Below are 15,046 nucleotides of genomic sequence, written 5' to 3'. Positions count from 1 at the left end.
ATGTCCTATAAAAAATTCCTTACAGCAGCGGGCATCATGTCAGCTGCACTTATTGGCATTGTTTCGATAGTGATGTATTATATTGACCCGTTATTTTATTTTCGAAAACCAGACTTATACAGGCCACAATATCTAGCGGCTGAACGGTATCAAATGCCGGGGCTGTTAAAAAACCAAGATTACGATACACTTTTCACCGCCACATCGATGGGACGGAATTTCCGTGAAAGTTTTGCAAATGAAAAGCTCGGCACTAAATCGTTTAATGGATCATTACCAGCATCAACCGCAAAAGAGCAATCGATGGTAGCAGAAGCAGCCTTTCGCGACAAACCAAATTTAAAAAGGGTCATTTGGGAATTGAATTACTATTCCTTTGCTGGAGATCCCGACTGGGTAGCCGGTCCGCCTAGTGATTTTCCAACATATATGTACGATAAATCCAAAATCAATGATCTAAGGTATTTGTTCAGTTCTTATTCTGTAGAAATCCTTTATAAAAATCTGATGGCGAATAAAGAGGGAAACGAGCAAAGACGGGAAGTGGAAACACTTTATAAATTTGGACAAGTCGCCCCGGTCGAGTCAATTGAGCACGTTGATGCTTTCTTAAAAGGAGTTCAACCAATGGATGAGCTTCCTTCATATGAGAGAGCATCAGTCCAAATGGAATCTTTTAAAGAAAATGTAATACCGCTGGTGAAAGCACATCCTAACACCAAATTTACGTTTTTCTATGCACCATATCCGATTTATAATCATGTTTCTTTTTATAAAAAGAATAAAGAATACTTGACAGAAAGATTGAAGTTTAAAAAAGAAGTATTTGACCTGATGCATAAATATCCTAATGTAGAACTATACGACTTCCAGGATATGCACGACATTACTTTTAACATCGATAATTATCAGGGTGATACCGTACATTATTATAATTTCATCAATAACTGGATTATTGATTACCTAGCAACCCATAAACCTGTTCAATCTGAAAAGGAATACGTTGCAAAGCTTCAAAATTTTGAACATCAAATCACGAACTTTGACGTCCTTCAGCTGAAAAAAGTTAGTTCCATTAAACAGCAATATGCTATAGAAAATTAATATTAGAAAAAAACAGGGCATGATTTTTCAAATCATGCCCTGTTTTTCTCTTAAGGAGTCGGTTCACTTGATGGATTATTATTATTTTCTTCGGCTGAAGGTGTTTTAATCAACAGTCCATTATCTCCAAAATTGTATGTCTTCCCATCAATCGTTTGTTCTCCAGTTACCATTTCACCTTTAGCATTAAAATAATAGGTCTTTCCATTGACTTTAATCCAGCTGGTTTGCATTGCTCCACTTGAATCAAGATAGTAGTATTTATTGGCCACTTTCACCCAGCCAGTCTGCATGACTCCATTGGCTCCAAGGTAGTACCATTTTCCTTTTACCTGTACCCAACGAGTCTTCATGGGCCCTTTCTCATCAAAATAATACCACTTGTTGTCCACTTCCACCCAGCCGGTTTTCATGACTCCATTGGCATCAAAATAATAAATTTGATTTGCGACTTTCATCCATCCCGTCGTCTTGCGGCCGCCTTTATAGTAAAAACACTGATTCCCTTGCTTTACCCAGCCATTTGTTTTTTGCTGGCATCTTTTAATAAAACTATCCCAATTTGGCAAAAGATTTCGTGGGCAGTTCTTACCCGTCCAATGTTTATGAGGTACAACGCGATCAATTGGTATATTGAATTTGCTCATTACATATTGGACGACTTCAACTGTATTAGAGATAGTTTTCTCATAATCACCATCCGCATTTACACACATTTCGATATGGATAGAGGTTCGATTTCCAGGTCCATTGCTGCCATCTCCGGCAGCCCAGGCCACTTCATCAAAGGGGATTGACTGAATGATTTCTTGGTCATCGACTTGCAGATGCCAGGATGCCGTCCGGCTGTTCCCCCGCACCTGTAATCGTGCGTGCGCTTCCGCATTAGCTCCCCTGCTTGTATTATCTGTTTCGTGAATGGTAATGTATTTGGGACCATTTTTAACCCCGGGCGGGTTTCGGTATGGGAAGCAGGAATGAGTCTTTGAATAATATTCATTGCTTATCCTCTCCTTTACTTTTTATTTATGCAAAAGGAGAGCAAATGGTTAGGACTTAGGCTCAATTTAGTGCTTTTTTACAATAATTGCTTTTATATCTAGAAGGTTAAGTACAAACAATAATAGATATATCTCTTAAGAAAGAATTAAGAAAACGATTCTATAATCATAAACAATTAATCAATAAATTGTTGTGAGGTAGAGGTCATGTATAAGAATTTATTATCAATTGGTCTAGTCCTAGGTGGACTGTTTGGATGCAGTTTTGAATCAGTACAAGCAATCACTGATACGCCAAATTTACAGCTTACAGTTATAAGTGATTCGCATATTGATACAACCACCCCAAAGGTTAATCAGAAATTGGGTAAGGCCCTGCAGGATTTGAACACGGTTGCCCCTGACTACGATGTCATTGCGGTCAATGGCGATATGACCAATTTTGGAAAAGTAAAAGAATATAATTTGTTTAACTCCATATTCCAAGCCAATAAAAATCGGAATGCAGAAGAATTTATGGTAATGGGCAACCACGAATGGCTGGAATCCCATTTGAATCCTGCTGTGACGGATGTGGAATTAAAAAATAGATTTTTAAATAAGATGAACGTTTCCAATCTATATTATGATAAGTGGATCAAGGGCTATCATTTTATTACCATTGCTGGCGAGAAATCAGAGAAAACGGTGCTTTCAGAATATGGAGATAAAGAACGGGATTCTGCCTATATCTCTGATCAACAGTTTCAATGGCTTCAGAAAACATTGGAGGTAGATGCTGATGTAAGTAAACCGATTTTTGTTTTCTTTCATCAGCCGATTACCAATACTGTTTACGGGAGCGAATGGGGAGCTGGCCTTGATGACCAAAAGATTCTAACATTACTAAAGAAGTATCCACAAGTCATTCTTCTTTCCGGACATTCACACTTTCCATTAAATAATCCTAAAAGCATCTATCGGGATGGCATAACGATGGTAAATACAAGCTCTGTGGCTTATACGTATACCCCACAAGGCAAAGAAAACTATGATCAATCACAAGGCTATGTCATCAATGTTTACAATGACAAAGTAGAAATTAAAGCAAGAGAATTCAGTAATGGGGCATGGATTAGAACGGTTACGTTGCCGTTAAATGAATCGAGTTCTACGCAAACGGGAAAATGGGTGTCGGACGAAAATAATTGGTACTACTATGATTCCAACTGGAATTATAAGACAGGCTGGTTACATTCTGATGGACACTGGTATTATCTTGATAAAGAAAGCGGAATGATGAAAACCGGGTGGGTAAATATTGAATATGATTGGTATTACTTTAATGAAAAAGGAGAAATGCAAACAGGCTGGAAAAAGTTAAATGGACGGTGGTACAATTTCAATCCGATTGGTATTATGCGAGTAGGTTGGTACTTTGAGAAAGATAACTGGTATTTCCTCAAGGAAAATGGGATGATGACTACAACCAATACGATGGTTTATGGAAAAATGGAGTACTTTAATCAGCAAGGACAAAATATCGGATAATTAGACAGAATTTCAAATCCCATGTGAATAAGGTATAATGGAACCACTATTAAATAAAGGGGCAAGAAAATGTCAGTTAAACATGTATTACGGAAAAGTCTTAAATCCATACAGCAAAATGGGTTACAAAATACTTTTCAAAGAGCACAAAGACGGGTGTTTACGAAACTAGGAGTCAACAAAGTATTCAAACGAAATAACGCCCAGCTTCATGATCTTTATGTAAAACTCATCGATTTGAATAAAAGCCAGGAATTAAAAGGACTTGTCATTTTAACATCCGGTCGTGAGTTTGAAGAGTTGTATAATCAACGGACTATTAATCTTGCAAAGTATTTATCTGACCAAGGATTTGCTGTACTCTTTGTTGCTTGGCAATGGGATGATCAAGAAAAGCTTGAAAAGAGCTATCAACAGGTTTATAAAAATATTTTCCAAATACCTGTATACGACTTCATTTATGATATTGAGAAATTAAAAGTGCTCGATGAATTTGCCAAGAAAACGTATATTACAACGTTCCCTGCCAAGCTGTTTTATGGATGCCTTGGCCAACTCAATCAATCAAATTATAAAATTGTTTATGATATCATGGATGAGTGGGAAGAGTTTTATAAAACAGGTGATGCACCATGGTATAACCGCAGCATTGAGGAAGCATTTGTTCAACATTCTAATTTGGTAACAGTTGTATCACAGCCTTTAAAGGACAAATTCGCATCAATCAGAAATGATATTTATGTGATCGGAAATGGATATAACGCCGCCTTATCTGGGAAAAGAAATGTTTCTTTAAAACAAGCAGCCCCTGATAATAAAATTCATATCGGCTATTTTGGACATATGACACCATCCTGGTTTGATTGGGATCTCATTTTTGCCCTTGCAAAAAACCAACAATTCGTATTCCATTTTATCGGCCACGGCGCAACCGATGAGATTTTATCCAAAATCGAGGCACTTCCGAACTGTGAATTTTATGGAAAAGTACATCCAAGCAAGCTTCAACAGTTTGTCGAGAAATGGAATATCGGCATCATTCCGTTTAAAACAAGTAAGCTTTCCGATGCCGTCGATCCGATAAAAATTTATGAATACTTATATTTTGGGCTTCCAACCGTGTCAACCGGTATTCCGCATATCGGAAAATACCCACTCGTTACCCATTGTGACACTGAAGCAGAAGCAAGAGCAGCCATCTTGCATGATTATAAACAATTGATCCATGCAAAGCTGCCTTACGGGAATTTAGATGCTTTTTTGGCAAAAACAACATGGGATGAGCGTTTTAAGGAAATTTTACACGTGCTTGATACAAAATAAAAAGAAGAGTGGCTATTTAATTCAGCCACTCTTCTTTTTATACCTTTAGTAATGATTTATATAAATTTTTATAATGACTGATCATAATTTGATTACTGAATTTCTCAGCGAAGTCCTCTTTGGCCCTCTTTTCGAGTTCGGCACGTTTTTCGGGATGATCGATAAATCTGCTAAGCCGTTCAACAAAGGAGTCAACATCTTTTTTCTCCACAATAAAGCCATTGACATCGTCCTGAATCACTTCCGCTGTATTTCCAACATTGGTGACGACTACAGCTTTCCCGTACGCCATCGCCTCCAGTAACGTAAGCGGGGCACCCTCCCATAATGACGACATTGCAAAAACATCCATCACCTTAAACAATTCATTCACTTTGGAAACGTGACCAATGAAACGAATATTGCTTTCACCTTCAGCTTCTTTGAGCAATGACTTGGAATATTGTTTAGAGCCTTCGCCAGGTATTAAAAAGACAAGATGGTCGTATTTTTGATTCAATTTCTTCGCAGCTTCAATAAAGTATTCCAATCCCTTTTGAACATCGAGCCTTGATAGAGTGCTAATCACAAATGAATTCTCGGGCAATCCGAATTGTTGTTTCAATTCTTCTTTCGAACGTTCTGTTGGGATAATTCTTTCTGAATCAATGGAATTTCTAATAACCGTACATTTCTTTTGTTTCATCACTTTAAAATTAGTTAAATTGAAATTTTCTACCGCTTTTGAGACTGAGACGATGGAATCCACGAGGTTGAGATAAAAACTATACTTTATACTCCCCCATGGATTTTCAAAAAAGTGATAGGTATTGTGGGTGGTCTCTACTACATTTACCCCTGCAAGTTTTGCAGCCAAAATGCCATGAAAACAAAAATGAGCTTGCACAATGTCAATCTTTTCATCTTTAATATAGTTTTTCAATTGGTTAATCCGGGCAAATTTACTTGTTTCATTGATTTCCTTACAGGAGAATCCTTTTTCTTTAAGGCGATCTGCCACGACGCCTCCTCTAAAATAGGCAACACCGGCTTCGAATTCCTCATCATTTGTATTTTTGACTAGATTGTAGATAACTTCTTCCAAGCCGCCTTTATCTAGGGCGTCGCAAACATGCAGAACTTTAATTTTTTTCATTTCTTTACCCCTTTACTCTAATAGACGATGTTCTTTTAACTTCTCAGCCATAAACTCAAGCAGACCATTTTTGATTTCATCATTTTGCAGCGCAAATTCAATCGTTGTTTCGATAAAGCCTGACTTCTCTCCAACGTCATATCTTTTACCTTCAAACTCATAGGCAAAAACCCGTTGAATTTCATTAAGCTTTTGAATTGCATCTGTTAATTGGATTTCTCCACCTGCCCCAACTTCTTGTCTATCAAGAAACATGAAAATTTCAGGCGTTAAAATATACCTTCCAATAATGGCGAGGTTGGATGGGGCAGTCCCTGGCTTTGGTTTTTCAACAAACTGTCGGACTTGATATCTTCTTTCAAACTGTGCCAATGGATCAATGACCCCATAGCGGTGTGTTTCGGTTTCAGCGACTTTCATTACCCCAATGACAGAGGAAAGAGTTCTTTCATATTCATCAATAAGCTGGCGGAGGCAAGGCGTTTCAGCTTGAACAATGTCATCACCTAACAATACGGCAAATGGCTCATTGCCAATAAAATTACGAGCACACCAGACGGCATGACCAAGTCCACGCGGCTCCTTTTGGCGGATGTAATGAATATCCACTAAATTTGCAGAAGCTTGCACTTTTTCCAACAACTCAAACTTTTCCTTTTCGAACAACGTTTGTTCTAATTCAAAAGCATGATCAAAATGATCTTCAATCGCTCTTTTTCCTTTACCCGTAACAATAATAATATCTTCAATGCCCGATGCAATGGCCTCTTCTACAATATATTGAATGGTCGGCTTATCCACAATTGGGAGCATTTCCTTTGGCATCGCCTTCGTTGCCGGCAAAAAACGTGTCCCTAAACCTGCAGCCGGAATGATCGCTTTTTTAACTTTTCTCATTTGAGAAATCTCCTTTTCAAACGTAATCGCTTTTATGTGTAGGCTGTGCTAAATTTCGCTGTTGAAGTTCCGCTCCACATAGCTACAAAATCCAACTTAACCTAAAATACAGCCTATATGTAAAAAATTTTCCTCCGATATATTATTTCATAACATAAAATGTTAGACAAGCAATGAAAAAAAGCCTGCAGACTTATTCTGCAAACCTCTCTTCCGATTAATTGATCATTTTGGTTTGATTATTCCGATAGAGATAAACCATGATGATAGCAACATATATGCTGACAGCCGGAGCGGAAAATACATGTCCTGCCACTACTGAAATCCCCATTCCGATGACAAGGCCTAAGAACATCAAGATATTATCAAAGTTGAAAAAGGCGCGACCATTCCTAAGCAATGCTAGGAAAAATGAGTACAAGAAGTAAAGAATCGGGATGATGTACACAAGAAATCCGACAATGCCAAAGGAGTAGAACAAATCAAAAAAGTCCATCTCAATCATTTTAGTATGACCCTTTTCATTTGTGGTGGAGTAGCCTAGGCCAAATAATTTTTGTCCGAGACTCGCTTGTTTGAACTCATTATTCTTTGCCACTAAGAAAATATCCCGGCTGCTTAAAAGAAGTCTAATGATTTTATTTGTTTTTACGGTCTGCTGGGTCGTGTCTGCTTGTTCATTACCGGTATCAGTCCCGGCATCCATTTCTTCCTCAGCCTGTTGTTTTGCTTCCAGTCGTTGGCTGTTTTGTTTGATATTACTCACAGCCCCTGTATTTTGCGACAACGTTCCAATTGATGCCAATACAAAAACGGATATAAGCATATTTACGATTAATTTTCTTCTATTGTATTTAGACTTTAAGAATAACTGAGCTAATAGAATCACTATCGTAACAATAATGAAGAAAAATGCAGAAATCATCCCTACTTTTGTTCCAACAATTAATGATGAAGTGAGCAACAATAACGTCGGAATCCAGTAATAAAAGTCTTTCCACGAATTGGTATGATTGAAAGAGTAAATAATCACCAATGGTGAACATATCGCCATAATTGCACTAATTTCATTTCCCGACGAAAACCATCCTTTTGATCCAAAACCGTACGTATAACTTTTAATGGCCGTACCGGTTAACAAGGAAACAATCATGACGATCCCGACAATCAGCATCCCTACCACAATTTTGTTTAAAAGGACATCGGTTTGTTTATTTTTGATATATTCCCAAACAAAATAATAGGAGAAAAGCATGAGAATGAAATAAACAGTTTTTGTGATATATTTTATTTCTTCGACTAAATTAAAAGTTGATTTTAATTGATGACCAATAAATAAGTTCAATATTAAGACAAGTGCTAAAAATAGAAAATAAACGAGAATCTTTATTTGTCTATATTTAATAGCTGAATAAGTAATATAAATAGCTGTAATGCCAAACATCAGGGTTCGGGTAATCAAACCAACCGTTAAGCTGCTTTTTAAATAATGCAACGAAAAACTTGTCAGCAAATCCAATATTGGCTGCAAGGCAATAAAGATAATCAACATCCGTTCCATAAAATTCCTTTTTTCTAAACTTAAATTCAATCCGTACACGCCCTTTTACTTCCTTTTCATCTTTTTTTCATTTTATTAGTATATCAAGGTGATGCGAAGAAATCTAATAAAAACTGCCTTTTGGTATTTTGTGTTATTTCAACAAGAAAAAACCTAGGTTTTTCAGAGAAATCCCAGGTTTTTTTAGTTATTTTTCTACCTCAAATGTGTTGCTTTGGGAAAGATCTTGAAATTAGAATCTACCACTTTTACAACAATTTTCATTTGTTCGTTTTTATCTGGCAATTTTACACGAATCTCATGTTCATCGAATGATTCCGTTCTTGTATATTGATCGTTTGTTATAAACTTTTAACGCTGTAATAGAAAAGGAGAGAATGGCTCCGTTCCTTTTCCTCCACATAGTATCACCTTTTATTTTTTCATGATGAGTAATTGGTTTTCTATATTAACTCACTAATATTATTCTCTATAAAGATAGGATACACTACTGTTGCTTTTTCGTAAATGTATGAATATGGTAATAGAATACTCATGTCCAGTTTTATCCCATCACCCTTTTGAGCCACTCCTAGGGTATCGGGGATACTGGTTGATTTGCATGCCCGATTTGTGTAAAATTAACTGCTAGGAGTTAAAGCCATTACCTGATGGTTTGGAAACAGGAGGGGAATGAAATTGGCTATAGACAAAGAACAAAATAGCCCTTTAAGACGTGCCCAAATCACTATGCTAGAAATGTTGCTAGTAGTTGATAATATTTGTAAAACGGAAGAGATTCCGTATTGGATAACGGATGGCACATTACTTGGATCTGAAAGGCATAAAGGATTTATCCCATGGGATGATGATGCCGATATTGGTATGCTGAGAAAGGATTATACCAGATTTAAAAAGGTGGTCGAATCGAAGCTACCAAAAAAATTCAAGTTGGAAACAGAAACCGTACATACACATGGAAAGCACAATTGGTTGAAGATTCTTTATCTTGAAGATTTTGATTGGATTGATTGGCATGGGATCAAACGGCGGGGCATTTCAATCGATATTTTTCCATATGATTTCGTTAACGCACCAAATAAAATGTCAATGAAGGAGAAAATTGTCCATCGGATTGCCAGCATTAAATATCCTTCAGAGGCAAATAATATGAAAAATAAGCTACGAAGAGTCATCAACAAACTTCAATTACAAGATGTTTATTCACAAATTAACCCTAAGTCGGACTATGTGACCTATGGGATTGAAACACCTTATTTTGGATGGGCGTATTATAATATTCACGATATTTTCCCTTTGAAAGAAGGAATTTTTGAAAATGAGCGGTTTAAAGTGCCCGCGAACCCTAAACATTACTTAACAACTCTTTATGGGGAAGATTATATGGAGATTCCAGAGGAACACAAACGGCAAAGCCATATGACAAATCTTACCTTAATTAAAGAATAATTTTATTCCTATTTTATGCATTCTTTATAGGAGAAAGGGCAAGCTGGTGTTTTATGCAAAAAACTTCTTTAATTAAAAACATTATCTATAAAATGTTATTGAACGTGTTTAATATCGTTATCCCCATATTAGTGGGGCCCTATGTTTATCGAACTCTAGGGGCGACTTCCATCGGAAAGGTACAGCTTTCCGAAACAATTTTTAACTACTTTTTTATATTTGCCGTTTTTGGAGTTTACAATTATGGCTTGAGAGAAATGAGTCGAATCAAGACTGACCAGAAAAAGGTTAACCAATTCTTTACAAGTATGCTGACGATTAGCATAGGAACAAGCATTTTATCTTTGATAGTGTATCTGGTATTTTGCTATATTGGATATAGTGACCGGGCAATTTTCCCGGTATTAATGATTTATGCAGTCAACCTTATCGGGAACATTTTTTATGTCGAGTGGGTAAATGAAGCAAGTGAAAAGTACAACTTTATCACACTTAAAACCATCTTGATAAAGATTGTTTATATTTCATTATTGTTTACCCTTGTAAAAACCTCCCATGACTATAAGACCTATGCTTTTCTGTTAATTTTAACCACTTTTCTTAATAATATCGTCAGTTTCATTTACATTAAAAGGAAAATTAAACTTGATTTTAGCAATATCAGTATTAAAAAACATATTAAGCCTCTTTTATTAGTTGTCTTTTTTTCCAACGCCAATATTTTATATAATCAGCTTGACCGCTTTATGCTTGGGTCATTCATCAATGAAGCGACCGTTTCCTACTATGTTATGGCCCAGCAGATTATGGGTATCATCAATACGTTAATGCTCAGTATTATACAAGTCACGATTCCAAGATTATCTTATTTAACTGGAAATGAAGACGAAGACTCTTATGTCAAACTGTTAAACAATATTTCTAAGGTCTATTTTGCCTTCTTATTTCCTGCATCGATTGGTCTTTTCGTCACCGCAGATGCTGGAATTCTACTATATGGAGGACATAAATACATCAGTGCCCAGACGCCCCTTAAGATTTTTGCGATTTATATGATCTCAGTTGGGATTGAGTCGATTTTATCGAATCAGGTTATTTATGTTAAGAAAAGGGAAAATATCCTGGTTAGATTAGTATTTATTTGTGGGATTCTAAACCTTATTTTTAATATTTCATTGATTCAATTGAAGATTTTCAATCCAACAACAGCCATTTTGACTACAGCGATATCGAATTTTCTATTATTGGGAATGGAATATATCTTTATCAAAAAATATTTAAAGGTGAATTTTTCTATATTTAGTATTACAAAAATAAAATACTTCTTTTATTCGTTAATTTTCATCCCAATTCACTATCTATTACAAATGGTCATTTCTCATTACATTCCATTATTTTTAGTAACGGTGATTGTTTGTATAGGAGTTTATGTGGCCATTTTGTTTCTCACAAAAGACGAAGTTCTTTTCATGTTTCTTAATAAGATAAAAGGCCGTTTCGGAAGGCCGGCAAAGTCATAATATACTAAAAGAGGGTATCTAGGGGATACCCTCTTTTTATTTATTTTTTTGCTATGTTAAAGGTCAATGATGGTTTTGTACCTATGTGGAGTGGAAATCAACAGCCAAGATTAAAACGGCCTATTTATTTTATCCATACTCCATTCTTATCAAAGACATACCTTTGAATTTTTGTGTTCTTTGCCATCGTACCGTCAGCTTTAAAGAAATACCATTTGCCAGTTTCATTTAACCAGCCCGTTTTCATTGCTCCATTGGACTGCAGATAATACCAATCGTCCTTGAAAAGAAGCCATCCGGTTTTCATAACACCTTCTATATCCAAAAAGTACCATTTTTCATTTAATTGCACCCAGCCAGTCTTCATCGCTCCGCTGCTTTCAAAATAGTACCATTTTCCAGTTACTTGTATCCAGCCTTTTTTCATCATGCCCAGGTCAGAAAAGTAGTACCAGTTATTCTTGTCAAGCAGCCAACCTGTTACCATGCCCTCAGATTTTAGATAGTACCAATTTCCACGATCGAGTAACCAGCCAACACGGACACTTCCGTCAATATTGAAATAGTAAAACTTCCCGTCAATTTCCTTCCAGCCAATTTGCATCGCACCGTCAGCATTCAAATAATACTTTTTATTTCCTGATGTAATCCAACCTGTAGCCATATACCCATCTGTTGAGAAGAAATACCATTTTCCATCTATAATTTGCCATCCAGTGACAAGTAGCCCTTCTTTATAAAAGTGCCATTTTCCTTCCTCTAATTTCCACCCAAATAATTTAGGAGTGTTAAAGGACACAGATAGTCCTGTTTCGGATTCATTTTTCCAAGCATCTACCGCGGTTATTTCCAGGTTATATGCCGTCTCTGGAGTCAATTTCGGGATCTCCAACGTTACCTTTGCCTCTGGGGTACCAGTTTCCCAAAACTTCATATATTTGGTATAAATGACTTTGCCATTATGTTTAATCAGATATCTGTCAACCAAGGTATTATCGATAGCGGCATCCCACGAAAGGGTGACAGAATCCCCATTTATATTTTTCTCCACCCTTACCGCTGAACTTTCGGCGAAAAATGGTTTTTCTTCATCCTCATAAGTTTTTTGAAAAGGAATGGGAACCGTAAATGATTGAATCCATGTATGATCCGTAAACTCCCTTGCTTTAATCTCGACTCTGTCTGGATATACCTTCACCAGGAGCCCCTGTGATAACCTATGGGCACCAAAATCAGAAAAGGCATAGGCAACTGAACCAGTATTCACCATGGTAAACCCGTCCTGGTATATCGTTCTTGGATGATTTAATAAGTAATGGGAGTGTCCTGAAAACAAGATGGCCTGAGGATATCGTTTTAATATCTCCATCAGCCTACTATCCTTAAATCCAGCACCCCAGTCATCACTGCCATACACTGTATGATCGATTGCTTGATGCAAAAAGACAAATATGGGCTGTGCTAGATTCGCTCCTTTTGCTAGTGTTCTTTCTAGCCATCTAAATTGTTCATCCGAAATATTGGCATGGTCATGGTCATATTGACTTGGAAACCCTTCTCCCCCAAGGGTAATAAAATGATACCCATTGATCCAACTATCATAGTAAAGGCCAGGCATTCCGGTCTTATCTACAAACCTATTTATATAGTCGTCTTTGTTCCATTCTCCCCCGGAAAAGACCCCTTCAAAATATTCATGGTTCCCCATTGAAATGACTTTTTCGGCACTCGGGTTGATATTAGAATTTAGGATCAGGTTAAAATTATCATAATCTTGTTCAGTACCGTTATTTGTAATATCCCCCACCATTACAATGGCTTGATAATCAGGAGCAACCTTTCGCAGATCACTTAACGCCTTCGTAAATAGATCCTTTTGGAGGTCATTTCCAATATGAATATCGCTGATTACCGGGAATTGCAGCAAGGGCTCGTTACTTGGAGGAAGTTCATCCGCATTAGCCGAATTTAATGGAATAGCACAAGTAAGTAAACTGAACAAAAATAACAAAATAAGATGCATAGATTTCAAAGGAAACTCTCCAATTCTACTTTATTTCAATATTCCAATATATAACTATTCACTAGAGAGGATTTTATAACAATGATAGAGTGATTACAAGGATAAAATAATAATGATAAAAAGATAGAAATGGGAAGACACTTTGTATCTTCCCATTTCTTACCTACCTTATCCAAGAACCATCTTTTCCTAATTTATTGCCTCCAATAGATGTATTTGCTGCCATGCTTCCATTTGGATAGAAATAATACCACTTTTGATTTATTAAACACCAACCGGATATCATTGCTCCATTTTTGTCGAGATAATACCATTTATCCCGCTCCTTTAACCACCCAATCTTCATTGCTCCATTATTATCAAGGAAATACCATTTATCCCCCTCTTTTAACCAGCCAGTCTTCATTACACCGCTTCTGTCGAGATAATACCATTTATAGCGCCAATTTAGCCATCCAGTTTTCATTACTCCATTTTCACTTAGAAAATACCATTTGTTACCTTGTTTTATCCAGCCGGTCTTCATTATTCCCGTCTCATCCAGGTAATACGATTTTCCTGCTAATTTTATCCACCCAGTGAGCATTTTTCCATACGTAGAAAAATAATACCAGTAGCCATCAATTTTTTGCCAGCCTTGCAACGATACTCGATTTTCGTCAATATAATGCCAGTAGTTTCCATACCACATCCAACCATCCTTAAGCAGGCGGTCAAATTCTAATAAAGAAAAAGATGGAGATACCCATTTCCTACCTAATTCAAATGGATTATCACCCCTTTTTACATTCCAGGGCATAGTCGTAAAGGCGTATTTATAGCCAGCAGCTTTTAAAAGCTCAATTGTACCAGCATCATAGTCACCAAAAGGATATGCTAAATAATCCGTTGATAATAGGTCTCTACTCGTCTCTAAATCTTCCAGGACAACTTGTTCAGGCTGAATTAATATGGCAGCAATCCCGTTAGTAGTATAATGAAGACCATGTGTGTGACTGCCAAATTCGAATACATCCTTCATTTCATTAATCTCAGGCCAGCTTAAGAACTGCAAGCCCGCTGGATTGAATGGGACAGGCGATTCAGAGATACGATTTGTTATCAAAAAGCTTACAGCTTTAAAACCATACTTTTTAAGAACAGAATAGGCATATAAATAATTGGTTTTATGCCCGTCATCAAAAGTAATCACTACAGTTTTATCCGGAAGTGTTTTCTCCCCATTCATATAGGAAACTAATTCAGATATAGAGGCAGTGTAATAACCTTGGTCACTCAAATATTTCATTTGTTCTTCAAACTTTTCCAAGTTAATCACAGCTGTGTTATTAGGAGAAGAATTTTCACTCAGTTTTAAAATATGATGATATAAAAGAACAGGAATCCCTTTCTGTGTACCTTTAACCTCTTCAGCATGAGAGGGAATTGCAAAGGAAAATAAAAGATTACTAAATAAAAATAACAACATGAACATTATCCTAATTGCCTTCACTTTGAAACCAC

At 36.6% G+C, this 15,046-nt stretch carries 11 protein-coding genes; 5 read left to right on the top strand and 6 right to left on the bottom strand.

What is annotated here, in order from left to right:
• Positions 1-1,104, top strand: coding sequence for a hypothetical protein (locus tag PH210_RS22845; protein ID WP_289988666.1), 1,104 nt, complete (start codon positions 1-3; stop codon positions 1,102-1,104).
• 50 nt (positions 1,105-1,154) lie between these two features.
• Here PH210_RS22845 and PH210_RS22840 read toward each other — a convergent pair whose 3' ends face one another.
• On the bottom strand, positions 1,155-2,030 hold the full coding sequence (locus PH210_RS22840) for an N-acetylmuramoyl-L-alanine amidase (protein WP_289988712.1): 876 nt from the start codon (positions 2,028-2,030) through the stop codon (positions 1,155-1,157).
• 282 nt (positions 2,031-2,312) lie between these two features.
• Between PH210_RS22840 and PH210_RS22835 the strand changes: the two genes are divergently transcribed.
• Entirely contained in the window at positions 2,313-3,635 is a 1,323-nt protein-coding gene (locus PH210_RS22835; RefSeq protein WP_289988664.1) for a metallophosphoesterase family protein, read from the top strand.
• Positions 3,636-3,704: 69 nt separating this feature from the next.
• Positions 3,705-4,958, top strand: a complete 1,254-nt coding sequence (locus tag PH210_RS22830; RefSeq protein WP_289988663.1) for a glycosyltransferase — start codon at positions 3,705-3,707, stop codon at positions 4,956-4,958.
• A gap of 37 nt (positions 4,959-4,995) precedes the next feature.
• Here the strand turns inward: PH210_RS22830 and PH210_RS22825 are convergent, their stop codons facing one another.
• From PH210_RS22825 to PH210_RS22815, 3 genes are all read right to left on the bottom strand, one after another.
• A complete protein-coding gene (locus tag PH210_RS22825; protein ID WP_289988662.1) occupies positions 4,996-6,093 on the bottom strand; it encodes a glycosyltransferase family 4 protein in 1,098 nt (365 codons plus the stop codon).
• A gap of 12 nt (positions 6,094-6,105) precedes the next feature.
• Entirely contained in the window at positions 6,106-6,990 is an 885-nt protein-coding gene (galU, locus tag PH210_RS22820; RefSeq protein ID WP_289988661.1) for a UTP--glucose-1-phosphate uridylyltransferase GalU, read from the bottom strand.
• A 217-nt stretch (positions 6,991-7,207) separates the two neighbouring features.
• Positions 7,208-8,581 carry an O-antigen ligase family protein gene (locus PH210_RS22815; RefSeq protein ID WP_289988660.1) on the bottom strand — a complete coding sequence of 458 codons (1,374 nt, stop codon included), beginning with the start codon at positions 8,579-8,581 and terminating at the stop codon, positions 7,208-7,210.
• A gap of 648 nt (positions 8,582-9,229) precedes the next feature.
• On the opposite strand from PH210_RS22815, the gene PH210_RS22810 reads away from it, so the two are divergent.
• The gene (locus PH210_RS22810; protein WP_289988659.1) at positions 9,230-10,000 is read left to right on the top strand and encodes a LicD family protein; all 771 of its coding nucleotides are present in this window, start codon (positions 9,230-9,232) and stop codon (positions 9,998-10,000) included.
• 53 nt (positions 10,001-10,053) lie between these two features.
• Positions 10,054-11,520: an oligosaccharide flippase family protein gene (locus PH210_RS22805; protein ID WP_289988658.1), complete on the top strand. Its 1,467-nt coding sequence runs from the start codon at positions 10,054-10,056 to the stop codon at positions 11,518-11,520.
• A gap of 124 nt (positions 11,521-11,644) precedes the next feature.
• Here PH210_RS22805 and PH210_RS22800 read toward each other — a convergent pair whose 3' ends face one another.
• Together PH210_RS22800 and PH210_RS22795 are read right to left on the bottom strand one after the other, a co-directional pair.
• Complete coding sequence (locus tag PH210_RS22800) at positions 11,645-13,543, bottom strand: metallophosphoesterase (protein WP_289988711.1); 1,899 nt, start codon at positions 13,541-13,543, stop codon at positions 11,645-11,647.
• Between the two features lie 163 nt (positions 13,544-13,706).
• Entirely contained in the window at positions 13,707-15,035 is a 1,329-nt protein-coding gene (locus PH210_RS22795; RefSeq protein WP_289988657.1) for a polysaccharide deacetylase family protein, read from the bottom strand.
• Positions 15,036-15,046: the final 11 nt, after the last annotated feature.

It is taken from the genome of Paenibacillus sp. BSR1-1, assembly GCF_030403775.1.
Classification (GTDB): Bacteria; Bacillota; Bacilli; order Bacillales; family Cytobacillaceae; genus Neobacillus.
This window is presented reverse-complemented; position numbering and strand designations above follow the sequence as displayed.